This window comes from Phaeacidiphilus oryzae TH49 (genome assembly GCF_000744815.1).
GTDB lineage: Bacteria > Actinomycetota > Actinomycetes > Streptomycetales > Streptomycetaceae > Phaeacidiphilus > Phaeacidiphilus oryzae.
Genome location: NZ_JQMQ01000005.1, coordinates 774,288 through 796,013 on the forward strand (window position 1 = coordinate 774,288; position 21,726 = coordinate 796,013).

Genomic DNA, 21,726 nt, shown 5'->3' on the forward strand with positions numbered 1-21,726 from the left:
AGTACTTCAATGAGCGTCGCTCAGATGATACTTGCCGCGCTCAGATGAGCACCATACGCCGATGGCAAGCAGGACAGGAAGACCCAGCAGGACGAGCAGGCACGGGAGCCCAGAGAGATGCCGATACCCAGAGCCGCCGGACGCCCCCACCGCCGGGCCGCGACCACCACCGGCGCCGCCGCACTGACCGCCGTGCTCGCCCTCACGGCCAGTGGCTGTGCCGGCGCCGGCGAGGTCGGCAGCGCGTCCGGCGGGACCACCGTGACCGTCGCGATCGTCGCCAACCCGCAGATGCAGGACGTCGAGACGCTCACCTCGGAGTTCACCAGGACCCATCCGGGGATCCACATCGACTACGTCACCCTGCCGGAGAACGAGGCCCGGCAGAAGATCACCGAGTCGGTGGCCACCGGCAGTGGCGAGTTCGACGTCGTCATGATCAGCAACTACGAGACCCCGATGTGGGCCAAGAACGGCTGGCTGGTGGACCTCCAGCCGTATGCGAACAACACCGCCGGCTACGACCCGGCGGACTTCATCGGCCCGATCCGGCAGTCGCTCTCCTACCGGGGCGACCTCTACTCGGTGCCGTTCTACGGCGAGTCGTCGTTCCTGATGTACCGCAAGGACCTCTTCGCCGCCCACCACCTGACCATGCCGGCCCACCCCACCTGGCAGCAGGTCGCGCACTTCGCCGACGTGCTGAACGACCCCGGGCACAACATGGCCGGCATCTGCCTCCGCGGCGACCCCGGCTGGGGCGAGAACCTGGCGCCGCTCGACACCGTCATCAACACCTTCGGCGGCACCTGGTACGACAAGGACTGGAACGCGAAGCTCGACTCACCCGCCACCGAGAAGGCGGTCTCCTTCTACACCGACCTGGTCCACCGGGACGGCGAGCCCAGCGCGGCCACCTCGGGCTTCACCGAATGCGGCACCGACATGGGCCAGGGCACCGCCGCGATGTGGTACGACGCCACCTCCGCGGCCGGCACGCTGGAGGACCCGACGTCCTCCAAGGTCGCCGGAAAGGTCGGCTACGCGCCGGCGCCGGTGGTCGACACGCCCTCCTCCGGCTGGCTGTACTCCTGGTCGCTCGCCCTGCCCAAGACCTCCCAGCACAAGGACGCGGCCTGGCAGTTCGTCTCCTGGGCCACCTCGAAGGAGTACATCAGACTGGTCGGCTCGAAGCTCGGCTGGTCCCGGGTGCCGCCCGGCAGCCGGGAGTCCACCTACGCCATCCCGCAGTACCGGAAGGCGGCCGCCGCGTTCGCCCAGCCCACCCTGGACTCGATCAGCACCGCACGGCCGCAGCAGCCAGGCGTCCAGCCGGTTCCGTACACCGGCGTGCAGTTCCTGGACATCCCGGAGTTCGAGGACCTGGGCACCCGGGTGAGCCAGCAGATCTCCGCCGCCGTCGCCGGACAGGAGTCGGTCCCCTCGGCACTGTCCCAGGCCCAGTCCTACGCCGAGACGGTCGGCCGCACCTACCGCAAGCAGTGATCTGACCAACCGTCGAAGACACCTCATCTCACGAGAGTTGGGAGGCACCCACGCCATGGCCGCCCTCGCCCCGACCGCCTCCGCGCCGGAGCTCAGCCGCCCCGCGGGCGGCCGGCGAAGCCCGCGCGCCGAGGCCAGAAGCCGCCGGATACCGCTGAGCCCGGCTCTGGTCTTCATGCTGATCGTCACCCAGATCCCCTTCCTGCTGACGATCGTCTTCTCCTTCGAGTCCTGGAACCTGGTCCGCCCCGGATCGCGGCACTGGGTCGGGTTCTCCAACTACGCGGACGTCTTCACCGACAGCGAGTTCCGCGACTCGCTCTTCACCGAGATCGAGATGACCGCGCTCGCGGTGGCGATCTCGATGGTGCTCGGCATCGGCCTCGCGGTGCTCCTGGACCGCAAGTTCCCCGGCCGCGGGGTGGTCAGGACCCTGCTGATCGCGCCGTTCCTGATCATGCCGACGGTCGCCGGGCTGCTCTGGAAGACCACGATGTTCGACCCGACCTACGGCATCGTCAACTGGCTGCTCCACCTGGTCGGCGCCGGCCCGGTCGACTTCACCAGCCAGTTCCCGCTCTCCTCGGTGGTCGCCGTGCTGGTCTGGCAGTGGACGCCGTTCATGATGCTGATCGTGCTGGCCGGGCTGCAGAGCCAGTCCGCCGACGTGCTGGAGGCCGCCCGGGTGGACGGCGCCGGGGCCTGGACCACCTTCCGGGCGATCACCGTCCCGCATCTGCGCCCCTACATCGAGCTGGGCGTGCTCCTCGGGGCGATCTACCTGGTCAACACCTTCGACGTGATCTACATGATGACCCAGGGCGGGCCCGGCACGGCCACCACCAACCTGCCGTACTACCTCTACCAGCGGGCCTTCCTCGGCTTCGACGTCGGCCAGGCCTCGGCGCTCGGGGTGGTCACCGTCATCGGCACGCTGATCGTCGCCTCGGTCGCGCTGCGGATGCTCTTCACCGTCTTCTCCGCCGCCAACGACACCACCGGGAGGCGTTCCTGATGGCCGCTCAACTCACCGCCCCCGCACGACCGGCGGCACCGGCCGCGGCACCGCCGCGCCGCCGGGGCGCGGTCCGGCGCAGGATCGGCCGCACAGCCTGGGCGGCCGGAGCCTGGATCTGCGGGATCGTCTTCTTCTTCCCGGTGCTGTGGATGGCGCTCACCGCGTTCAAGTACGAGGCGGACGCCTACACCACCACCCCGCACCTGATCTTCACCCCCACCCTCAGCCAGTTCCGTGCCGTGTTCTCCGCCGGGATCGGCCCCTACCTCGGCAACTCGGCGATCGCCACCGCGGTCTCCACGCTGCTGGTGCTGGCCCTCGGCGTGCCGGCGGCGTACGCGCTGTCCATCCGCTCGGTGGCGAAGTGGCGGGACGCCATGTTCTTCTTCATCTCGACGAAGATGCTGCCGGCGGTGGCCGCGATCATCCCGATCTACCTGGCCGTCCGCGACCTCGGGGCACTGGACAGCGTCTGGACGCTGGTCGTCCTCTACACCGCGATGAACCTGCCGATCGCGGTCTGGATGCTGCGCTCGTTCTTCCTGGAGGTGCCGGTCGAGGTGCTGGAGGCGGCCCGGGTGGACGGGGTCTCGCGGCGGGAGGAGATCACCCGCGTGCTGCTGCCGATCTCCGCGCCCGGGATCGCCGCCACCGCGCTGATCTGCGTGCTGTTCTCCTGGAACGAGTTCTTCTTCGCCCTCAACCTGACCTCCTTCCGGGCCGCGACCATGCCGGTCTTCCTGGTCGGCCTGATGACCAGCGAGGGCCTGTACTGGGCGAAGCTGGCCGCCGCGGCGACGCTGGCCTGCCTCCCGGTGCTGCTGGCCGGGTGGATCGCGCAGAAGCAGCTGGTCCGCGGGCTCTCCATGGGCGCGGTGAAGTAACCGCGCCGGGGCCGGGGAGGCGCAGGGGCATCGATCTCCTGTCACCGGTCACCGAATCGACCTACGACGAGCAAACCCCCACCGTTTGGAGCAAGATTTCATGCGCGCTGTGGTCATCGACAAGCCCGGCCGGGTCCGCGTCACCGAGGTCCCGGACCCGACGCCGGCGGCCGGGCAGGTGGTGGTCGAGGTCGCCGCCTGCGGGGTGTGCGGCACCGACCTCCACATCCTGGACGGCGAGTTCCCGCCCTCCCCGTACCCGCTGATCCCCGGGCACGAGTTCGCGGGCACCATCGCCGCCTCCGACGACCCCGCGCTGCCGGTGGGCATCCGGGTCGCCGTCGACCCGTCGCTGTACTGCGGCAGGTGCGAGTACTGCCGCATCGGGCGGGGCAACCTCTGCGCCGACTGGAACGCCGTCGGCGACACCGTCGACGGCGCCTTCGCCCAGTACGTCGCCGTCCCGGCAACCAACGTCCACCGACTCCCGGACTCCGTACCGGACTTCCGCACCGCCGCGATGATCGAGCCGCTCTCCTGCGCGGTGCACGGCGTGGACCTCCTCGGTCCGGTGCTGGGCAAGCGGGTGCTGGTCATCGGCTCCGGGACGATGGGCCTGCTGATCGCCCAGCTCCTGGGCCGGGCCGGCGCCTCCGAGGTGGCGGTGGTCGACCGGGCCGGCGAGCGGCTGACCATCGCGCAGGCGCTCGGCTTCACCTCCACCGCCACCTCGGTCGGCGAACTCGCGGGCGGGGCAAGGGGGTTCGACATCGCGGTGGATGCCACCGGCGCGCCGGCGGCGATCGCCTCCGGGCTGGACGCCCTGCGTCGCGGCGGCACCCTGCTGGTCTTCGGGGTCGCCGACGCGGAGGCCGTCGTCCCGGTCTCCCCGTTCCGGATCTACAACGACGAGATCCGGATCCTGGGCTCGATGGCGGTGCTGAACAGCTACGCGCCGGCCGTCGACCTGATCGCGGCAGGTGCGGTGGACGTCGCCCCGCTGCTCGGCGACGCCTACCCGCTGGACGGCTACACCGAGGCGGTCGACGCCGTCCGCACCGGCGCCACCGGCGCGGGCCCGAAGATCCACGTACTGCCGAACGCGGAGGCGTAGGCGCCGGCTTCGGCGGGCGGCAGACCGGCCGCCGGTTCGGTCCGCGTGGGCCGCGGCGGCGGCCGGCGGCGGGGCACCCACCGCGGGCCAAGGGCCGCGCGCGGCTTAGCCGGGGAGACGGGACTCGATGGCGTCGGCCGCCCGGGGGGCGCCGCCCGCCTTGCATATCTCCTCCCGCATCGCTTCCAGCCGGCCGTGGAGGGCGGCGGTGTCGTCGCCGTGCAGCAGGCCGCCCACCGCCTCCCGCAGCCGCTCGGCGGTGGCCTCGGCGGGCGCCAGCACGCGGCCCAGGCCGAGCTCCGCGATCCGGTCCGCGGTGGTCCGCTGCTCGGGAGTGTGCGGGACGGCCACCATCGGGACGGCGGCGGCCAGCGACTCCATCGCCGAGTTCATCCCGGCGGCGGTGACGAAGACGTCCGCGTGGGCGAGGACGAGGGGCTGCGGCACCTCCTGACGGGCCGTCACCCCCGGCGGCAGCGGTCCCAGCGCCGCCGGCTCGATCCCGTCGCCGACCGACATCAGGACCCGGCAGGGCAGCTCTGCGAAGGCCCGGACGCAGGTGCGGAAGAAGTCCGGGCGGCTGATGATCGTGCCGAGGGAGACATAGACCAGCGGACGACCCGGCGGCCCCCAGCCGCCGCCGGCCGGCTCGGCCCCGGGCAGCCGGGTCGGGCCGACGAAGGCGTACCGGTCGTCGAAGGTCTCGTTGCGCACGTGGAAGGCCCTGGGCTGGTACACCAGGTTGGACTCGGCCGGACGGTAGAAGTCGCGCAGCGCGAACGGCGGTACCCCGTGCCTCGCCTGGACGTCGGCGAGGAGTGCGTCGAACTCCGGCTTCCACGGGCTGCCGGCGAACATCTGGTCGGCGAACGCGCCGAAGTCGTAGCCCTCGCTGGCGGCGTGGGCACTCCAGGACTGGACGCGGGGGATCCCCCACTTGGCGGCGAGCATCGGCCCCGCCCAGGCGAGCCAGTCGCTGACGATCACGTCCGGGCGGTCGTCCCGGTAGCCGGCCTCGATCTGCGGCAGCACCTGCGCGAGCTGCTTGAGCATCCCGAGGGCGGCGCGGGCGGCGGCGTCCATCCCGTCGATGACCAGGGGCTCGGCGGCGGGCTCGGCCGCGGAATCGGCCGCGGGCTCGCAGCGGTACGGCACGATCTCCGCGCCGGTGGGGCGGATCCGCTCGGCCATCGAGGCGTCGGCCGGATAGCTGACCCGGTGCCCCCGGGCCATCAGCTCCCGGGCGACAGGCAGCGTCGGATTGAGATGCCCGGCCTCGGCCAGGCTGACGAAGGCGATATGAGCCATGCCCCTACCGTCAACCGGAGACATGGATTTGTCAAACGTCTGATTGATTGAATCGCTCGCCCATATGACACAATCATGGCCATGGACACTCCGGACGCCCCCCGTAAGCGCAGGTCACCGGCCCCAGGCGAGCGCCAGCGGGACGCCGAGCGGACCCGGGAGCGGATTCTGGACGCAGCGGTGGAGATCTTCTCCGCCAAGGGCCCGGCCGGTGCCCGGGTCGCCGAGATCGCCCGGCGCGCGGGCGTGAACCAGCAGCTCATCTCGTACTACTTCGACGGCAAGGACGGCCTCTACCGCGAGATCGGCCGCCGCTGGCGGGCCTACGAGGCGCAGGCCATCCCGGATGACCTGGACCTCGGCGAGCAGGTCCGGCGCGGTGTGCGGGCCAGTGTGGACCCCCGGTTCGGCGGCCGCCTGCTGGCCTGGGAAGGCCTCACCGACAGCGAGGGCGAGGGCGAGGGCGAAGCCGGCCCCGACGCCGAGGAGCGCGACGCCCGGCTCCGCCACGAGGTGGAGCGGATCCGCGAGCGGCAGCGCGCCGGCGAGGTCGACGACCGCATCGACCCCGCCGCGCTGCTGCTGATCACGATCAGCGCCGGCAACGCCCTCGCCGTCTACCCGCAGCTGGCCCGCGCGCTCTTCGGCGCGGCGGCCGACTCACCCGAGGTCGTCGACCGCTACGCCGAGGAACTCGCCTCGGCCGTGGGGCGGCTCGCCGAAGCCGGTCGGCGCGGCGGCACCACCTCGGACGACACGCCGGGCCGTCATGGGCCCGGCGCCCCGGTCGATCCGCCGCCACCGGCACCGCGGTGACGCCTAGTCATGCAGGCCCGCCCGGTCGGAGCAGACCGGCCAGGCGCCCGGGCCCTGGGCGTCCAGCACCCGTTCGGCGACGGCGATCTGCTGCCCCTTGCTGGCCAGGTCGGCGCGGGGGGCGTAGCGGTGGCCGCCGTAGGCGCGCCAGGTGGAGGAGGTGAACTGGAGCCCACCGTAGTAGCCGTTACCGCTGTTGACGTGCCAGCGGTTGGAGGACTCGCAGGCCGCGACGCGCTCCCAGACGGCGGTCGGTGCGGCGGATGTGCGAGCGGCGGCGTTCGGCACCAGGAATGCGATCGAGATTCCGGCGAAGGCGAATGCGGTGGAGACGACGAAGCGTTCGGTATTACTGCACACACTCATGTGCACGTTTCCCGTGTCACGCCTACGAGGTGAGCTGTCGGGTTCGGAGCCTGTACGGCCCCGGCCGCGCGCCCGCGGCTTCACCCCTAGCCGCGACCTTGCGCGGCAGCGATGGTTCCCCCGCTCCCGACCGACTCTTCGATGCTCACGGCGCGCGCGGTGGTCGGGATTCGGCGTTCCCGCGGCGCAGGCCCACGGCTGCGGGCCCATTCGAACGCTAATCATGCTTTTAACATCAACTCAATTATGCTCCGCCGCATGGGTGTTGTCGCTGTGGTGCTTACGGGGGATTCCGCACCCGAACCCACCGGTCCACGTTTAAATCCGGGAATCGGGCGAGGCCGGCGTGTCGGACCGGAATTCGGCGCGGCCGGCCGTCGTTTGGAATGCGGCCTTCGCAGGTGTCAACTCCCCACAAAGCGCGCCGAATTCGGAGGCCGGCACAGCGCAGGCACCGTGCCCGTCGGCGGGTTGGCGTACGTTTCGCTCAAGACCACCGTCCGGGCCCTTCCGTCACGCCGACGGGTGCCTCGGGCACGCGGCGACACGCGGGGCCGGGCCGGCCGCGTCCCGTGGTCCCGGAACGGGCGGGCTTCAGCGAGCGCCTCACCGACCACGTCCGTCACCCGCCCGCCGCCGAAGCTGACGCTCCGACAGGCCGGGCTCCGGGGCTACCGGCTACCGGCTACCGGCTACCGGCTACCGGCTACCGGATCAAAGGTCCCCGGGCTTGGGGGGCGAGCCGGGGCAGCCTCGCCGGATCGGACCCGCCCCGGCCAGCCGCCGCCGCATCCGGCTGGCGATTCCGCCCCGACCTCCCCGCCTCCCCCAGCACTCACCCCGCTCTCCCGTCCGTCCGGCCCGAGGCCCGCGCCCGCGCCCCACACCGACACGCAGGCCAGCCGCCGCGCCCGCAATGGCGTCGGCGCGGGGTGACCCCGGGTCCAGCGGTCAGCCGAAATGCGCCCCGCCGTTGGCGTGGAGGACCTGGCCGGTGATGAAGCCGGCGTCGGGGCCCAGCAGGAAGGCCGCGGTGCCGGCCAGTTCCTCGGCCTCGCCGGCCCGGCCGAGGAGGGTGGTCTCGGCGAACGCCCGGTTCTCGGACTCGTCGGCCGCACCCAGCATCGGGGTCGCGGTCGGGCCGGGGGCGATCGCGTTGACGCGGATCCGGTCCGCGGCCAACTCCCGCGCCAGCGCCCGGATCAGGCTCACCACGGCGCCCTTGGATGCGGCGTAGGCGGTGCCGCCCAGGAGCCCGCCGCCGCGGAACGCGGCCAGACTCGCCAGGGCGACGATCGAACCGGCCCGCGCCGACCGCAGATCGGGCAGCACCGCCTGCACGGCGTGCACCACACCTCCGACGTTCACCGCGAAGGCGGACCGCAACTGCTCGTCCGTCACGGTGTCGATCCCGCCGCGCGGGGCGATCCCCGCCGAAGCCACCAGCCCGGTGAACGGGCCGACGCGGTCCCGGAGCCCGTCCACGGCGGCCGCCATGCGCGCGCCGTCCGAGACGTCCGCGCCCGCACCGGCGTGCGCGCCCGGCTCGCCCGGCAGCTCGGCGGCCACCGCCCGGGCCGCCTCGGCGTCCAGGTCGAGGACGCCCACCCGGGCGCCGTCCGCCGCGGCCCGGTGGGCGCAGGCCCGGCCTATCCCCGAGGCGCCGCCGGTGATCAGCACCACCGGCCGGGTCATGCGGACGCCCCAGCCGCTCCAGCCGCCCCGGCCGCCCGGGCCTCGGCGCCGTCGGCGGTCTCCGCGCCGACCTCGCCCGGGCCGAAGCTGTCGTCCTTGGTCTCCCGCAGCAGCGCCACGCAGCCGAAGGCGACCAGCGCGATCCCCATCATCCAGAGCGAGGTCGGCCACGAACTCCCGGTCATCGACTGCCACTTGGTGGCCAGCAGCGGGCTCACCCCGCCGCCGACGATCCCGCTCGCGCTGTACGCGAAGGAGGCGCCGGAGAACCGGTACCGGGTGGCGAAGAGCTCCGGCAGGTAGGCGCCCATCGGCCCGTACAGGAAGGCGAAGCAGAGCAGGCCGACGCAGAGCGCGACGATCACCAGCGCCGTCTGGCGGGTGTTCAGCAGCCAGAACATCGGGAACGCCCACACCGCGGCGGCGAGCGTCGCGCCCAGGCAGACCTTCCGCCGCCCGATCCGGTCCGACCGCACCGCGAAGTACGGGGTCGCCGCGCCCATCACCGCGGCGGCCAGGATCGTGCCGATCAGCATCATGTTCTTGTTCAGCCCGAGCACCGAAGTCCCGTACGACAGCGCGTAGGTGGTGACGGTGTAGAAGACGGTGTGCGCCAGGATGAACGCGAGGGTGGCCAGCGCGAGCACCTTCGGCTGGCGCCGGAGCAGTTCGAGGAACGGCACCTTGCCGCGCTCCTCGCGCTCCGCGGCGGCGCGCTCCTGGGCGGCGCGGAAGACGGGGGTCTCGGCGATCCGCATCCGGATGAAGAAACCGATCGCGACCAGCACCGCCGAGATCAGGAACGGCACCCGCCAGCCCCAGCTCTGGAACGAGCCGGCCGACAGCGTCTCACCGAGCACCAGGAAGAGCCCGCTGGAGAGGATGAAGCCGACGGCCGGTCCGATCTGCGGGAACGCGGAGTACAGGCCGCGCTTGCCCTTGGGCGCGTACTCGGTGGCCAGCAAGACGGCCCCGCCCCACTCGCCGCCGAGGCCGAGCCCCTGGATCAGCCGGGCGACCACCAGCAGCAGCGGCGAAGCGACCCCGATGCTGGCGTAGGAGGGGATGAGGCCGACCGCGAAGGTCGCGAGCCCCATCATCAGCAGGCTTGCCACCAGGGTCTTCTTCCGGCCCACCCGGTCGCCGAAGTGCCCCAGCAGGATCGCGCCGATGGGCCGCGCGATGAAGCCCACCCCGAAGGTCGCGAACGAGGCCAGCGTCCCGGCCGTGGACGAGAACGACGGGAAGAAGACCTTCCCGAAGACCAGCGCAGCCGCGGTCCCGTACATGTAGAAGTCGTAGAACTCGATCGCCGTCCCGACGAAGCTCGCGACCGCGACTCTCCCCCGCGAGACCTGCTCCTCCACCGTCACCCTCGTCCTCTCCTCAACATCACACCCTCGTGACCGCCAAGGATCCGACCATTACCCATCACCGCTGGTCAACCACCATCCACACAGTGAGACCACCGCTGCCCCACGCTCACGTCGCCCCTCCCCCGACCACCACCTCCACGGCCCGCCCCTCGGGATCCCGCAGCACATGCCGCCCGGCCTCCAGCCCGGCCACCGGCCCGGCGCTCGAGAACCCGATCCGCAGCCGCCCGGTGGGCGCGCACCCCACGGCGGGATACAGCTCCAGGACCGCACCGCCCCCAGGGTCGCGGCGTAGTGCTCGGGCCCGCTGCCGTGCTGCTCGCGGTGGAGGTCGAGGCCGAGCCGGGCGTAGAAGTCCCTGCACTCCGGCAGTCGACTGGTGTAGATCACCACGAGGGTGAGGTGCGGACTGAGCTGATGTTCGGTCATGGTCGGTTCCCTTCGGGAGCATTCGCGGGGCGGGGAAAATCGCTCGGCTGTGCGGCGGGGGTTCCGGTAGCTTGCCAGTGCCGCGAAGCGAGGTCCGGGGTTACTCCCTTTCACTGGAAACCATCCCCGGGCACTGGGCACTCGCAGCGTCCCAGCAGAGGCGACAACTGGATACGGGTGATCGGCGAAGCGCAGTGCGGAGTTCCTTCGACTTGAGATCGAGTGGTCGCAGGTTCGAGTCCTGCCCGGCGCCTCGGCGTCGGTAGCTCAGTGGATAGAGCGCTAACGGCCTTCGCGCGCCTGGCACTCGCCGGTCTCCCGTGTCCAGTCGCCGCCACTGCACCGGTCACCGGTCGTCTCGCGGTCCGGCGGGACTGCGGCGCCGCCGCGAAGCGCAGTGCGGGCCTACTTCTGGTCACCACAGGTTCGACTCCTGGAGCGGGGCTGATCCCCCGCGAAGGCTCGCACGACAGGTACTCGCGGCGTCCGCGGCGCAGTCCCACGCGGCGCAGTCCCACGCAAGCCCCCCACCCCGACCGCACGGAGGAGAGACCGCCATGTCCAAGTTCGCCCGCTCCCCGACCACCGCCGCCCCGCGCGGCCCGGTGACCACCACCGGCACCGCGGCCACCTTCGAGGGCGGACCGGCCCACAGCCGGGACGCCAAGAGCGACCTGTTCCTCCTCGCCGCGGTGAACATGGTCGGTGAGAGCGGCTTCTACGAGTCCGCCGGCGACCGCGACGACCGGTTCCGCGCGCTCGTCCACACCGTCACCCGGCAGGACCCGGACTGGGTCGCCCGCTTCGTGCCCTACCTGCGCGGCGAGATGAACATGCGGTCGGCCGCCGTCGTGGTCGCGGCCGAGTCCGCCCTCGCCCGCCGCGGCGGCACCGACCGCGAGGCCACCGTCCCGGTGCGGAGGATGGTCGCCGACGCCCTGCTGCGGGCGGACGAGCCCGCCGAGTTCCTCGCCTACTGGCGGCAGCGCACCGGGAAGGTCACCCTCCCCGGCGGCGTGCAGCGCGGCCTGGCCGACGCCGTCCAGCGCCTCTACACCGAGAAGGCCGCACTGAAGTACGACGGCGGGGCCTCCGCGTGGCGGATGGCGGACGTCGTCGCGCTGGCCAAGCCGCACCCCCGGGAGCCGTGGCAGGCGGACCTGTTCGACTACCTCGCCGACCGCAGGTGGCGGCGCGACACCGTGCGGGTCACCGACCGCCTGCCCGTCCTCAGTGCCTACCGCGCGGCCCTGGCACTGCCGGAGGCCGAGCGCAGGGCGTACTTCCTGGCCGACCCCGGCCGGCTCGCCGAGGCGGGGATGACCTGGGAGCAGCTGTCCGGCCTCGGACCGATGGACGCGGACGCGTGGACCGCCGTGATCCCCTCGATGGGGCTGATGGCGCTCACCCGCAACCTCCGCAACCTCGACGAGGCGGGCGTCGGCGACGAGGTCGCGGCGGGGGTGGGCGCGCGGCTCGCGGACCCGGAGGAGGTGCGGCGCTCGCGGCAGCTCCCGTACCGGTTCCTGTCCGCCTACCGTGCTGCGCCGTCGCTGCGCTGGGGCCACCCGCTGGAGCGGGCACTGGCCGCGTCGACGGCGAACATCCCGGCACTGCCGGGACGGACGCTGGTGCTCGTCGACACCTCCGGCTCGATGGGGCAGCGGGTGTCCGCGCGGTCGGCGGTGCGGCACGTGGACGTCGGCGCGCTCTTCGGGGTGGCGCTGGCGGCCCGCGGCTGCGAGGTGGACCTGGTCGGATTCGCGACCGACAGCTTCACCCACCCGCTGGACAAGGCTGGTTCGGTGCTGCGGCAGACCGAGGCGTTCTGCGCCCGGATCGGCGAGGTCGGGCACGGCACCCGGATCATCGAGGCCCTGCGGTCCGCCTACCGCGGGCAGGACCGGGTGGTGGTGATCTCCGACATGCAGACCTTCGCGCCGGCGGCCTCCGCCGGGCCGACGGCGTCGACGGTGTCGACGGCGCTCCCGCCGCAGGTGCCGCTGTTCGGCGTGAACACCGCCGGGTGCGCGGCGTCGGCGATCGACACCGCCACGCCGAACCGCTACGAGATCGCCGGTTTCAGCGACAAGCTGTTCACCATGGTGGCCCTCCTCACCCGCGGCCGGGACGCCGGCTGGCCGTGGGAGCAGGCTGACTGAGCGGCAGCCCGGCGGCGGACGAGGCAGGGTTGCCCGCCGCCGGGACGGTGCCGCGGACGCCGGCCTGGTCTCGTCGACGGCCAGCGGGCGACACACCGTGCGCAACGCGCCGGGGCGGCCGGAGGCACGGCCCTCCACCGAAGGCGACACGTTTCTTCACTCGGTGGGGGGTCACCCCGGGTTGGGTCACTCCGGGACGGGTCACTCCGGGGCGGGTCACTCCGGGGCGGGTCACTCCCGGGTGGATCACTCCGAGGTGCGTCGGCCACGGCGCAGCAACATGGCACCGCCCGCCAGCAGTACGGCGCCGAGTCCGCTCATCGCCGCCAGTTGCGCCGGGCCGGCGCCGGTCTCGGCGAGCTGCGGGCCGTCCGGGGCGGCCAGCGGCGGCGGCGCCTCGTGCCGCACGGTGGGGGTGGCGGCGCGGACCGGCTCGGGCGGCGGGGCCAGGTGGTGGACGGGCGCGCTCCGCGGGGTCGTCGGCACCGGCGCGGCGGGCGCGGACGAGACGTTGGCGCACTTGTTGCCGAAGGCGGGGTTGAGCGCCCCGACCCCGTTGGCGCTGTTGCCGCAGACGTCGACCGGCACCTCCACCGGGGCCTGCACGCTGTTGCCGGACAGCAGCCCTGGACTGCCCGAACTCGAGCCTCCCGCGCTCGAGTCGGCGTACGCGGTCCCCGCCGCGGCGAGCGCCGCGCTGGAGGCCCCGGCGAGCAGGGCGACGGTGGACAGGCGACTGCGGGTCATCTCGGTCTCCTCGACTTGGGGGTGTCCGACGCCCGGGATATCGACCGAAGGGGTTACGTGTCACGGTTTCTGCACATACCTCACCCGACTGGCCCAACGATCCGCCCGCCTGCCGCAGGCGGGTGCCGAGGACATGCGCGCCCCCTTCAGCGCGGTGAGGCTGGGCAGCGACCCAGGCAACGGATCCTAGGAGCTCACGTGATCGCCTTCATCCTCCTGCTCATCCTCGTCGCGGTGGCGCTCGGCATCGTCGGCGCCGTGGTCAAGGGCCTGCTGTGGCTTCTGATCATCGGCGTCGTGGTGTTCCTGATCGCCCTCGTGGTCGGCGGAATGCGGATGGGCCGGGCCGGCGGCCGCCGCGCGGAGCGCCGCGCGCGGCGCTGAGCACGGCGCTGAGCGAGCAGACCGCGACTTTTAGCACCAATAGCCATCACCCGCGCGTAGATTTACGGAAATCACCGTAACGCGTGACTTTGGGTTAGGAGTTGACCCATGGCGCACACGGGCCTCCGGCATATGCGGTTACGTTGACCGGGAAGTCAGTGCAACGGAACCACGGCACGGCCGCGACCCGAGGAGGCAGCACGGTGAATGCGGAGGCGACGCAATGGACTGATCAGGCGTCCTGCGCCTACCTGGATCCGGAGGAGCTGTTCGTGGAGGGCGCGGCCCAGAACCGCGCCAAGACGGTCTGCCTGGCCTGCCCCGTGCGGACCGAATGCCTCGCCTACGCGCTCGACCACCGCATCGAGTTCGGCGTGTGGGGCGGGGCGACCGAACGGGAGCGCCGCGCGATCCTCCGCCGGCGGCCGGCCGTCAGCTCGTGGCGACAACTGCTGGAGGCCGCGCGGTCGGACTGGGCGCACTGCGGCGACGACGACGCGTCGGACGTGACAGCCGCCCCGACGTCCGTCCCCGCGCCGGCCGACCCGAGCGTGCCGGCCGCCCGCAGCGCACCGGGCACGCGAGCAACCGCCCGCACCGCGCAGACCGCCCAGCGCGACCAGCCCGCGCAGGCCGCCCAGCCAACCCAGCCCGCGCCGAACGCCCCGATCGCTCCCGGGCACGCCGGCGCTCACAGTCCCGGCAGCGAGTCCTGGGGGATCTCGCCGGAGCGACGGGCCGCCTCCCACTCCCTGCACTCCGGGCCCAGCCGCAGCGCCCGCGCCTCGGGGGCGCGCAACGGCCGCCCGCAGCCCCTGCACCGAACCGTCCGCGGCGGCTCCTGCGGCACCTCGGTCCGAAACAGCGGGGCCTGAGCAGCGGCGGCGGCAAGCGGGTCCACACCCGCGATGGTAGCCGTGCCGGCCCGATGAGCGCCGTCGCCCCCGTCCGACGGCCCGCTCGGGATCTCCCGAGAGAATCCCCCGAAAAAATCTGGCCGAGGATGTCGAGAAGCCGCGTCCGGCTCCGTCCCAGGGGTGAGCGCGGCCACAATGGCCGCATCCGCACGGAGGAGCATCCCGATGGCCAAGTACCTGCTGCTGAAGCACTACCGAGGCGACAAGCCGGCGAACTGCGCGCCGATGGACCAGTGGACGCCCGAGGAGATCTCGAACCACATCCGTTACATGCAGGACTTCGCCGCGGCGCTGGAGAAGACCGGTGAGTTCGTCGACGCCCAGGCGCTCGCCCCCGAGGGCACCTGGGTGCGGTACGACGGCGAGGGCCGTCCGCCGGTCACCGACGGGCCGTTCGCCGAGACCAAGGACCTGATCGCCGGCTGGATGGTGATCGACGTCGACAGCTACCAGCGCGCCCTGGAGCTGGCCGGCGAGCTGTCCGCCGCGCCCGGTCCCGGCGGGAAGCCGATCCACGAGTGGCTGGAGCTCCGCCCGTTCATGTCCGAGCCGCCCACCGTCACGGAGTGACCTCGTCGATGGACGAGGCCCTGCTCCGGAGCCTCACGCCGAGCGTCCTCGGGATCCTCGTCCGCCGCGGAGCCGACTTCGCGGCGGCCGAGGACGCCGTCCAGGACGCCCTGCTGGAGGCCGTCCGGGCGTGGCCCGAGGACCCCCCGAGGGATCCGAAGGGCTGGCTGGTCACGGTGGCCTGGCGGCGGTTCCTCGACGCGACCCGGTCGGACGCCGCCCGCCGCCGGCGGGAGGACCTCGTCGAGGAGGAGCCGCCGCCCGGGCCCGCGCCGGACGCCGACGACACCCTCCAGCTCTACTTCCTGTGCGCCCACCCCGCGCTGTCGCCGTCCTCCGCGGTGGCCCTCACGCTGCGCGCGGTGGGCGGATTGACCACCCGTCAGATCGCCCGGGCGTACCTGGTGCCGGAGGCGACCATGGCGCAGCGGATCAGCCGGGCCAAGCGCACCGTCTCCGAGGTGCGCCTGGACCGGCCGGGCCACGTGGCCACCGTGCTGCGCGTCCTCTACCTGGTCTTCAACGAGGGCTACTCCGGCGACGTCGACCTCGCCGCCGAGGCGATCCGGCTCACCCGGCAGCTCGCCGCCGTCATCGACCACCCCGAGGTGGCCGGACTGCTCGCCCTGATGCTCCTCCACCACGCCCGGCGGGCCGCGCGTACCGGAGCCGACGGCGAGCTGGTGCCGCTCGCCGAGCAGGACCGCGGCCGGTGGGACACCGCGGCCATCGCCGAGGGCGTCCGCATCCTCCAGGCGGCCCTCGCCCGCGACCGGCTCGGCGAGTTCCAGGCCCAGGCCGCCATCGCGGCGCTGCACGCGGACGCCCCCACCGCCGAGGAGACCGACTGGGTTCAGATCGTCGAGTGGTACGACGAGCTGGCCGGCCTGACGGACAGTCCGATCGTGCGGCTCAACCGGGCGGTGGCGGTCGGCGAGGCCGACGGCCCGCGGGCCGGGCTGGCCGCCCTCGCCGAGCTGGACGAGTCGCTGCCGCGGTACGCGGCGGTGGCCGCCTACCTCCACGAGCGGGACGGCGATCCGGCGGCCGCCGCCCGGCTCTACGCCGAGGCCGCGGGCAAGGCGCAGAACCTCGCCGAACGCGACCACCTCACCCGGCAGGCCGCCCGGCTCAACGCTCGGGGCCGCGACTGACGACCAGCGGGACCGAACGGGGACGAGATCCGGTACGACGAACTGCTGATGCGCGTACGACGCCCTCCTCGTCCTCGGCGTCCGCCTCCCCGCCCTCCTCCCCGCCCTCGGCGACCGATCGGGCCGCGGGGCCGTACCGGGCCGGGCGGACGGCTGCTTCAATGCGGTATGAGCATCTTCGTGCGGGCGCGGTTCGAGGTCGGGGCCGAGCGGCGGCGGGAGTTCGAGGAGCTGGTACGCGCCCTGCGGAAGCAGGCCGCGGACGAGCCGGGGACGTCGACCTTCCGGTTCTTCAGCGCCGGGCCGGGCAGCTACCTGGTGCTGGAGGAGTACACCGATCCGCAGGCGGCCGCCGCCCACAACGAGCGGGCGGCCGCGCTGCTGGCCGGGGTGACCCGCTGCGCCGAGCTCCTCGGCATCGAGCTGTACGGCGACATCGGCCCCGAGCTGGGCGAATGGGCCCGCACCCAGCCGCGGGCGACGACCTACCCGGAGCTGCCGCTCTGATCCCCGGCCGCGTCCCCCTCAGCTGCCGGTGGCCTGCTGCCAGGCGTCGACGTACTTCTGCAGGTCGGCGTCGACCTCGGTCCAGTCCGGGGTGAAGACCTCCACCCCGGTCATGATCTGCTTGAGCCTGGCGGCGTTGGCGTCGTTCGGGCGGACGTCGGTGCGCGCCGGGAAGCCGCCCGCGATCGAGCCGGCCTCCTGCTGGACCTGGTCGCTGAGGAGGAAGTCGAGGAACTTCTCGGCGTTCGCCTTGTGCGGCGCGTTCCTCACCAACCCGGCCGCGTACGGGAGGGCGAAGGTGGAGGGCCTGCCGTCGGCGCCGGCCAAGAAGAAGATCCCCTGGTGCGGCATGGTCGCCATGTCCGCGTAGTTCATCTGCACGTCGCCGTTGGCGACCAGCAGCTCGCCCTTGTCCACCTTGGGCGCGAGCTGACCCGTGGACGACGACGGGCCGACGTTGTTCGCCTGCAGCCTGCCGAGGAAGTCGGTGGCCGGCTTGAGGCCGCCGAAGTCGTGGATCGCCTTGATCAGCACGGCGGTGCCGTCCCCCGCCACGCCCGGGGTGGAGTACTGGAGCTTGTTCCTGTACTTCGCCGAGAGGAGGTCCTGCCAGGTCTTCGGCGGCGCACTGAGCTGCTGCTTGTTGTAGATGAAGCAGAGGTAGTTGTCGATCACGGCGTTCCAGGTGCCGTCCGCGGCCTTGTCCGCGGTCGCCACCCGCTCCGCCCCGGCCGGGTGGTAGGCGGCGAGGAGGCCCCGCTGGTCGGCCTGCTGGATAAACGGCGGCAGGGTCACCACCACGTCCGCCTGGGTGTTGGATCTCTCGCGCAGCAGCCGCTGCACGACCTCGCCGGAGCCGCCCTCCACGTAGTTCACCCTGATCCCGGTCCGGGCGGTGAAGTCCTTGAACACCTTGTCGTAGAAGCCGGTGCCGTCATCGGACTTGAGGCCGTCGGCGCTGTAGACGGTGATCTCCTTGGCGTCGCTGCCGGCGGAGGCGGCGGCGCCCGCGCAGGCGGAGAGCGAGGTGGCGAGAGCGAGGGCTCCGGCGGCAGCGGCCACCGGCTTGAGGAAGCGGGACACGGAAGTCTCCTGAGGGAGGGGAGGGAGGACGAGGGGACGGTTCAGCGGTAGGCGGCCCGGGTGCGCAGGCGCGCGGTGCCGAGGAGGACCACCAGGGTGCTGGCCATCAGGACCACGGCGAGCGCGGCGCCGGTGAAGAGGGCGCCCCGGTCGGTGGTGGCGAAGATGCGGACCGGCAGCGGCAGCCAGTCCGGCGGGTAGAGCATCATCGTGGCGCTGAGCTCCCCCATCGACAGGGCGAAGCACAGTCCGAGTGCCGCACTGAACGCGGGCAGCAGCAGTGGCAGGGTGATCCGCCACAGCACCCGCGCTGGGCGCGCGCCGAGCCCCGCGGCGGACTGCTCGAGCGCGGGGTCGAGGCGGACCAGTGCGGCCGAGACGGACTGGTAGCCGAAGGCGCTGACCAGCACGGTGTGGGCGAGGATGACGATCGTGCCGGTGCCGTTGAGGAGCAGCGGCGGGCGGCTGAACGCGACCAGCAGGGACAGGCCGACGACCACCGAGGGCACCGCGACCGGCAGCATGAACAGCCCGTCCAGCAGCCGGCGGGCCCGCCGCCCCAGGCGCCGGCCGGCGAGCGCCGCCCACCCGCCGGCCAGGAGGGCGACGAGTCCGGCGACGGCGGCCGTGACCAGGCTGGTGACCAGCGCGTCCACGGACTCGCCCGAGCCGAGGTCGGCATAGTGGGCGGTGGTGAACGCGGAGGGCAGCACCCCGCTCCAGCGTCCGGCGAAGGAGGCGGCCAGGACGACCGCGGAGGGGAGGACGAAGAGCGGCAGGGCGAGCACCGCGAAGAGGGCCCACAGAGCCCATCGGGCGGCCCGGCTACCCACCAGCATGACCGGCACCCCCGATGCCTCCGGCGCTCTTGGCGCTCTTGGCGCTCTTGGCGCCCTTGGCGGAGGCCGGGACGCAGGCCCGGTACACCCCGTAGAGGGCGACCGACAGCACCACGTTGACCACCGCGACCACGCAGGCCGCCGGGTAGTCGGACTCCAGGATGGCCCGGCTGTAGACCAGCATCGGCAGGGTGACCACGTCCTTCGCCCCGGTGAAGAGGACGATGCCGAACTCGTTGAGGCACATCACCAGCACCAGGCTGCCGCCGGCCGCCAGCGAGGGCAGCGCCTCGGGGAGGATCACCCGCCGGACGATCCGCCAGGGCCGGGCGCCGAGCGAGCAGGCCGCCTCGATCTGCGCGGTCTCCACCTGCGAGAAGGCGCCGAGCAGCGGGCGCATCACGAACGGCGTGAAGTAGGTGATCTCGGCGAGGAGCACCCCCCAGGGGGTGGTGAGGAAGTCGAACGGCGACTGCCGGCTGTGGGTCAGGTCCTGCCAGGCGCCGTTGGCCATCCCCGCCGTGCCGTAGACGAAGACCAGGGCCAGGGTGATCAGGAAGGACGGGAAGGCGACGAACACGTCGATGAACCGGCCGAACAGCCGCGCCCCGGGGAACGGCACGAAGGCGATCACCAGGGCGAGGAGGAAGCCCAGCAGCAGGCAGCCAGCGGTGGAGCCGAGGGCGATCTCCACCGTGGTCACCAGCGCCCGGCGGAAGGCGGTCGAGCCCAGCGTCTGCCGCCAGGTGTCCAGCGAGGCGCCGCCGCCGTCCGAGGTCGGCGAGTCCGAGGTGAAGGACTGCTGGACGACCAGGGCCAGCGGGTAGAGGAAGGCCACCCCGAGGGCGGCGACCGGCGGCAGCGCCCACACCAGGGCGGGCACCGGGCGCGGTCGGCGCGGGAACGGGCGCGCCTCGGGGAGCGCCGGGGCGGAGGCGGTCATGACGCCCCCTCGGCCGGCAGCAGCACCCCGTCCTCGGGGTCGAAGCCGAGGGCGAGCTCCTCCCCGGCGGCGGGCGGCACCCGCAGTCCGGACAGTTCGGCGGCGACCCGCGGGCCGGCGTCGAGGTCGACCTGGACGCGGTGGGTGGAGCCGAGCCACTGGACGTCGGAGACCCTGCCGCGGAGGAGGTTGGGGCCGCCCTCCGTGGCCGGGCGCAACTGGTGCGGGCGGACGCAGAGAAGGGCGGGGGACCCGGCCGGGAAGCCGTCCTGCGCGGTGATCCGCAGCTCGACGGCGCCGGTCCTGTGCGTCGCGGCCCCGAGGACCACTCGGTCGGGCTCCTGACCGGCCGTCACCGGCAACAGGTTGGCGCGGCCGACGAAGGAGGCGGTGAAGGCGTCGGCGGGCCGGCGGTAGAGCCGCTCGGGGGTGCCGCAGTCGACCAGCCTGGCGTCCCGCAGCACCGCGATCCGGTCGGCCAGGGTCAGCGCCTCGATCTGGTCGTGGGTCACATAGAGGATGCTGACCTCCGGCAACTCCCGGTGCAGCCGGGCCAGTTCGGCGAGCATCCCGGCCCGCAGTCCGGCGTCCAGGGCGGAGAGCGGCTCGTCGAGGAGGAGCACCTCGGGGCGGATCGCCAGTGCCCGGGCGAGGGCGACGCGCTGTTGCTGGCCGCCGGAGAGCTCGCGCGGGTAGCGCCGGGCGTAGCCGGCCATCCCGGTCATCTCCAGCGCCTCGGCCACCCGGCCCGGGACCTGGGCGCGCGGCGTCCGGTGCGCCTTCAGACCGAAGGCGACGTTCTGCTCGACCCGCAGGTGCGGGAAGAGGGCGTACTGCTGGACCACCATGCCGATTCCCCGGCGGTGCGGCGGCAGTCCGGTGACGTCCCGTCCGCCGATGCCGACGCGGCCGCGCACGGGAGCGGTGAAGCCGGCGACCGTGCGCAGGGCGGTGGTCTTGCCGGAGCCGCTCGGTCCGAGAAGGGCGACGACCTCTCCGGCGGCGACGTCGAGGGTGAATCCGTTCAGGACCACCTGGTCCCGGTAGGCGACGGTGACGTCCTCGAAGCTGATCCCCGGGCGGCGGGCGGCCGGCGCGGGCCCCGCGTCCGGCGCGGCTCCCGCGTCCGGCGCGGCGACGGCCGCCGTGGTTGCGGAGCCGTTCATCGGGGGCGGCCCCCTTCGGCCGTCAGCGCGGGGAGTTCGGCGACCGACGCCAGCACGTGGGTGGCGCCGGCCGCACGGAGCCGGTCCTCGCCGTGGGCGCCGGTGAGGACGCCGGCGACCACCGAGGCCCCGGCCCGGCGGCCGCTGAGGACGTCGTAGGCGGTGTCGCCGACCACGGCCATCTCCCGGACGTCGTCCGTCCCGGTGCGCAGCAGGGCGGTCAGCGCCAGGTCGGGGTAGGGGCGGCCGCGGCCGGCCTCGGCCGGGCAGAGGGTGAGGTCCGCGAGGTCCCGCCAGCCGAGGGCGTCCAGGATGCGGTCCTGGGTGGTCCGGGAGAAACCGGTGGTGAGCACCGTCCGCACGCCCGCCTCGCGGAGGGCGGTCACCGCCTCCGCGGCGCCCGGGACGGGTTTGCACAGCCCCTGCGCGATCAGGTCGTGGTAGGCCGATTCGAAGGCCCGGTTGGCCTCCTGGGCACGCTCCTCGTCCCCGAAGAGGTGCCGGAAGACGGAGATCTTGCTCTCTCCCATGGTGGCGCGGACGTGGTCGAGCATCCGGGCCTGCTCGGGGCCGCCGTCCGGGACGCCGAGCCGGGCGGCGGCCCGGAAGGCCTCCTCGACCAGGCCGCCGTCGGCGACGGTGGTCCCGGCCATGTCCAGGACGACCAGGCGGATGGCGGGCGCGGGGCCGCTGTCCGCCGGCTGACTGCCGTTCCTCATGCTTTCTCCTGTGTCGGGCTGCG

At 73.0% G+C, this 21,726-nt stretch carries 21 protein-coding genes, 1 tRNA gene, 3 pseudogenes and 1 riboswitch; of the genes and pseudogenes, 12 read left to right on the forward strand and 13 right to left on the reverse strand.

All coding sequences use genetic code 11. From position 1 onward, the window contains the following. The first annotated feature begins 117 nt into the window (after positions 1–117). From BS73_RS07825 to BS73_RS07840, 4 genes are all read left to right on the forward strand, one after another. On the forward strand, positions 118–1,506 hold the full coding sequence (locus BS73_RS07825; protein ID WP_084703887.1) for an ABC transporter substrate-binding protein: 1,389 nt from the start codon (positions 118–120) through the stop codon (positions 1,504–1,506). A 55-nt stretch (positions 1,507–1,561) separates the two neighbouring features. Next, positions 1,562–2,521, forward strand: a complete 960-nt coding sequence (locus BS73_RS07830; protein WP_037570614.1) for a carbohydrate ABC transporter permease — start codon at positions 1,562–1,564, stop codon at positions 2,519–2,521. Next, complete coding sequence (locus tag BS73_RS07835) at positions 2,521–3,408, forward strand: carbohydrate ABC transporter permease (protein WP_037570616.1); 888 nt, start codon at positions 2,521–2,523, stop codon at positions 3,406–3,408. Before BS73_RS07830 ends, BS73_RS07835 begins: the two co-directional genes overlap by 1 nt. Positions 3,409–3,508: 100 nt before the next feature. Beyond that, a complete protein-coding gene (locus BS73_RS07840) occupies positions 3,509–4,522 on the forward strand; it encodes a zinc-dependent alcohol dehydrogenase family protein (RefSeq protein WP_037570618.1) in 1,014 nt (337 codons plus the stop codon). 105 nt (positions 4,523–4,627) lie between these two features. Here the strand turns inward: BS73_RS07840 and BS73_RS07845 are convergent, their stop codons facing one another. Further along, complete coding sequence (locus tag BS73_RS07845) at positions 4,628–5,830, reverse strand: macrolide family glycosyltransferase (RefSeq protein WP_051939676.1); 1,203 nt, start codon at positions 5,828–5,830, stop codon at positions 4,628–4,630. Positions 5,831–5,911: 81 nt separating this feature from the next. On the opposite strand from BS73_RS07845, the gene BS73_RS07850 reads away from it, so the two are divergent. Next, positions 5,912–6,646, forward strand: a complete 735-nt coding sequence (locus BS73_RS07850; protein ID WP_161789656.1) for a TetR/AcrR family transcriptional regulator — start codon at positions 5,912–5,914, stop codon at positions 6,644–6,646. Positions 6,647–6,658: 12 nt separating this feature from the next. On the opposite strand, the pseudogene BS73_RS07855 reads toward BS73_RS07850, so the two are convergent. From BS73_RS07855 to BS73_RS40645, 4 genes and pseudogenes are all read right to left on the reverse strand, one after another. Next, positions 6,659–7,012 (reverse strand): annotated as a pseudogene (locus BS73_RS07855) (transglycosylase family protein); the annotation flags it as partial. 4 nt (positions 7,013–7,016) lie between these two features. After that, positions 7,017–7,198, reverse strand: a riboswitch (cyclic di-AMP (ydaO/yuaA leader). 765 nt (positions 7,199–7,963) lie between these two features. Continuing rightward, positions 7,964–8,707: an SDR family NAD(P)-dependent oxidoreductase gene (locus BS73_RS07860; RefSeq protein ID WP_037570621.1), complete on the reverse strand. Its 744-nt coding sequence runs from the start codon at positions 8,705–8,707 to the stop codon at positions 7,964–7,966. Continuing rightward, entirely contained in the window at positions 8,704–10,080 is a 1,377-nt protein-coding gene (locus tag BS73_RS07865) for an MFS transporter (protein ID WP_051939679.1), read from the reverse strand. The genes BS73_RS07860 and BS73_RS07865 overlap by 4 nt, the downstream gene beginning before the upstream one ends. A 109-nt stretch (positions 10,081–10,189) precedes the next feature. Continuing rightward, positions 10,190–10,330: a hypothetical protein gene (locus BS73_RS40645; RefSeq protein WP_161789657.1), complete on the reverse strand. Its 141-nt coding sequence runs from the start codon at positions 10,328–10,330 to the stop codon at positions 10,190–10,192. A 366-nt stretch (positions 10,331–10,696) separates the two neighbouring features. On the opposite strand from BS73_RS40645, the gene BS73_RS07875 reads away from it, so the two are divergent. Both BS73_RS07875 and BS73_RS07880 read left to right on the forward strand, forming a co-directional pair. Next, positions 10,697–10,765, forward strand: a tRNA-Ser gene (locus BS73_RS07875). A gap of 304 nt (positions 10,766–11,069) precedes the next feature. Beyond that, positions 11,070–12,674, forward strand: a complete 1,605-nt coding sequence (locus tag BS73_RS07880) for a TROVE domain-containing protein (protein ID WP_037570622.1) — start codon at positions 11,070–11,072, stop codon at positions 12,672–12,674. A 246-nt stretch (positions 12,675–12,920) separates the two neighbouring features. Here the strand turns inward: BS73_RS07880 and BS73_RS07885 are convergent, their stop codons facing one another. Next, positions 12,921–13,421: a chaplin gene (locus tag BS73_RS07885; RefSeq protein WP_037570623.1), complete on the reverse strand. Its 501-nt coding sequence runs from the start codon at positions 13,419–13,421 to the stop codon at positions 12,921–12,923. A 198-nt stretch (positions 13,422–13,619) separates the two neighbouring features. Here BS73_RS07885 and BS73_RS07890 point away from each other — a divergent pair, with 198 nt between their 5' ends. Next, the gene (locus BS73_RS07890; RefSeq protein ID WP_037570624.1) at positions 13,620–13,805 is read left to right on the forward strand and encodes a hypothetical protein; all 186 of its coding nucleotides are present in this window, start codon (positions 13,620–13,622) and stop codon (positions 13,803–13,805) included. A 46-nt stretch (positions 13,806–13,851) separates the two neighbouring features. Here the strand turns inward: BS73_RS07890 and BS73_RS40905 are convergent. Further along, positions 13,852–13,899: pseudogene (locus BS73_RS40905) on the reverse strand (lasso RiPP family leader peptide-containing protein); the annotation flags it as partial. A 109-nt stretch (positions 13,900–14,008) separates the two neighbouring features. Between BS73_RS40905 and BS73_RS07895 the strand changes: the two are divergent. Continuing rightward, positions 14,009–14,281: pseudogene (locus BS73_RS07895) on the forward strand (WhiB family transcriptional regulator); the annotation flags it as partial. Positions 14,282–14,496: 215 nt separating this feature from the next. Here BS73_RS07895 and BS73_RS39320 read toward each other — a convergent pair. Beyond that, the gene (locus BS73_RS39320) at positions 14,497–14,883 is read right to left on the reverse strand and encodes a DUF6011 domain-containing protein (protein ID WP_235215633.1); all 387 of its coding nucleotides are present in this window, start codon (positions 14,881–14,883) and stop codon (positions 14,497–14,499) included. 4 nt (positions 14,884–14,887) lie between these two features. Here BS73_RS39320 and BS73_RS07900 point away from each other — a divergent pair, with 4 nt between their 5' ends. From BS73_RS07900 to BS73_RS07910, 3 genes are all read left to right on the forward strand, one after another. Beyond that, positions 14,888–15,292 carry a YciI family protein gene (locus tag BS73_RS07900; RefSeq protein WP_037570625.1) on the forward strand — a complete coding sequence of 135 codons (405 nt, stop codon included), beginning with the start codon at positions 14,888–14,890 and terminating at the stop codon, positions 15,290–15,292. A gap of 8 nt (positions 15,293–15,300) precedes the next feature. Then, positions 15,301–16,446 (forward strand): RNA polymerase sigma factor, encoded by a 1,146-nt coding sequence (locus BS73_RS07905; protein ID WP_037570627.1) that lies wholly within the window; start codon positions 15,301–15,303, stop codon positions 16,444–16,446. Positions 16,447–16,614: 168 nt separating this feature from the next. Continuing rightward, positions 16,615–16,953 carry a putative quinol monooxygenase gene (locus BS73_RS07910; RefSeq protein WP_037570628.1) on the forward strand — a complete coding sequence of 113 codons (339 nt, stop codon included), beginning with the start codon at positions 16,615–16,617 and terminating at the stop codon, positions 16,951–16,953. 18 nt (positions 16,954–16,971) lie between these two features. Here BS73_RS07910 and BS73_RS07915 read toward each other — a convergent pair whose 3' ends face one another. The 5 genes from BS73_RS07915 to BS73_RS07935 are packed head-to-tail and all read right to left on the reverse strand — an operon-like array spanning position 16,972 to position 21,703. Then, positions 16,972–18,036 carry a 2-aminoethylphosphonate ABC transporter substrate-binding protein gene (locus tag BS73_RS07915; RefSeq protein WP_152617548.1) on the reverse strand — a complete coding sequence of 355 codons (1,065 nt, stop codon included), beginning with the start codon at positions 18,034–18,036 and terminating at the stop codon, positions 16,972–16,974. A gap of 41 nt (positions 18,037–18,077) precedes the next feature. Continuing rightward, a complete protein-coding gene (locus BS73_RS07920) occupies positions 18,078–18,875 on the reverse strand; it encodes an ABC transporter permease (protein WP_037578687.1) in 798 nt (265 codons plus the stop codon). Beyond that, positions 18,862–19,818, reverse strand: coding sequence for a 2-aminoethylphosphonate ABC transporter permease subunit (locus BS73_RS07925; protein WP_051939680.1), 957 nt, complete (start codon positions 19,816–19,818; stop codon positions 18,862–18,864). Before BS73_RS07925 ends, BS73_RS07920 begins: the two co-directional genes overlap by 14 nt. Continuing rightward, positions 19,815–20,984, reverse strand: coding sequence for an ABC transporter ATP-binding protein (locus tag BS73_RS07930; protein WP_084703891.1), 1,170 nt, complete (start codon positions 20,982–20,984; stop codon positions 19,815–19,817). Before BS73_RS07930 ends, BS73_RS07925 begins: the two co-directional genes overlap by 4 nt. Next, on the reverse strand, positions 20,981–21,703 hold the full coding sequence (locus tag BS73_RS07935; protein ID WP_037570630.1) for a phosphonatase-like hydrolase: 723 nt from the start codon (positions 21,701–21,703) through the stop codon (positions 20,981–20,983). Before BS73_RS07935 ends, BS73_RS07930 begins: the two co-directional genes overlap by 4 nt. Between the last annotated feature and the right edge of the window lie 23 nt (positions 21,704–21,726).

Excerpts from the sequence above, each read along its gene's own strand:
- BS73_RS07825 (WP_084703887.1), top strand. The coding sequence starts at position 118 with ATGCCGATACCCAGAGCCGCCGGACGCCCCCACCGCCGGGCCGCGACC.
- BS73_RS07830 (WP_037570614.1), top strand. The coding sequence starts at position 1,562 with ATGGCCGCCCTCGCCCCGACCGCCTCCGCGCCGGAGCTCAGCCGCCCC.
- BS73_RS07835 (WP_037570616.1), top strand. The coding sequence starts at position 2,521 with ATGGCCGCTCAACTCACCGCCCCCGCACGACCGGCGGCACCGGCCGCG.
- BS73_RS07840 (WP_037570618.1), top strand. The coding sequence starts at position 3,509 with ATGCGCGCTGTGGTCATCGACAAGCCCGGCCGGGTCCGCGTCACCGAG.
- BS73_RS07845 (WP_051939676.1), bottom strand. The coding sequence starts at position 5,830 with ATGGCTCATATCGCCTTCGTCAGCCTGGCCGAGGCCGGGCATCTCAAT.
- BS73_RS07850 (WP_161789656.1), top strand. The coding sequence starts at position 5,912 with ATGGACACTCCGGACGCCCCCCGTAAGCGCAGGTCACCGGCCCCAGGC.
- BS73_RS07860 (WP_037570621.1), bottom strand. The coding sequence starts at position 8,707 with ATGACCCGGCCGGTGGTGCTGATCACCGGCGGCGCCTCGGGGATAGGC.
- BS73_RS07880 (WP_037570622.1), top strand. The coding sequence starts at position 11,070 with ATGTCCAAGTTCGCCCGCTCCCCGACCACCGCCGCCCCGCGCGGCCCG.
- BS73_RS07885 (WP_037570623.1), bottom strand. The coding sequence starts at position 13,421 with ATGACCCGCAGTCGCCTGTCCACCGTCGCCCTGCTCGCCGGGGCCTCC.
- BS73_RS39320 (WP_235215633.1), bottom strand. The coding sequence starts at position 14,883 with ATGCTCCTCCGTGCGGATGCGGCCATTGTGGCCGCGCTCACCCCTGGG.
- BS73_RS07900 (WP_037570625.1), top strand. The coding sequence starts at position 14,888 with ATGGCCAAGTACCTGCTGCTGAAGCACTACCGAGGCGACAAGCCGGCG.
- BS73_RS07905 (WP_037570627.1), top strand. The coding sequence starts at position 15,301 with ATGGACGAGGCCCTGCTCCGGAGCCTCACGCCGAGCGTCCTCGGGATC.
- BS73_RS07910 (WP_037570628.1), top strand. The coding sequence starts at position 16,615 with ATGAGCATCTTCGTGCGGGCGCGGTTCGAGGTCGGGGCCGAGCGGCGG.
- BS73_RS07920 (WP_037578687.1), bottom strand. The coding sequence starts at position 18,875 with ATGCTGGTGGGTAGCCGGGCCGCCCGATGGGCTCTGTGGGCCCTCTTC.
- BS73_RS07925 (WP_051939680.1), bottom strand. The coding sequence starts at position 19,818 with ATGACCGCCTCCGCCCCGGCGCTCCCCGAGGCGCGCCCGTTCCCGCGC.
- BS73_RS07930 (WP_084703891.1), bottom strand. The coding sequence starts at position 20,984 with ATGAACGGCTCCGCAACCACGGCGGCCGTCGCCGCGCCGGACGCGGGA.
- BS73_RS07935 (WP_037570630.1), bottom strand. The coding sequence starts at position 21,703 with ATGAGGAACGGCAGTCAGCCGGCGGACAGCGGCCCCGCGCCCGCCATC.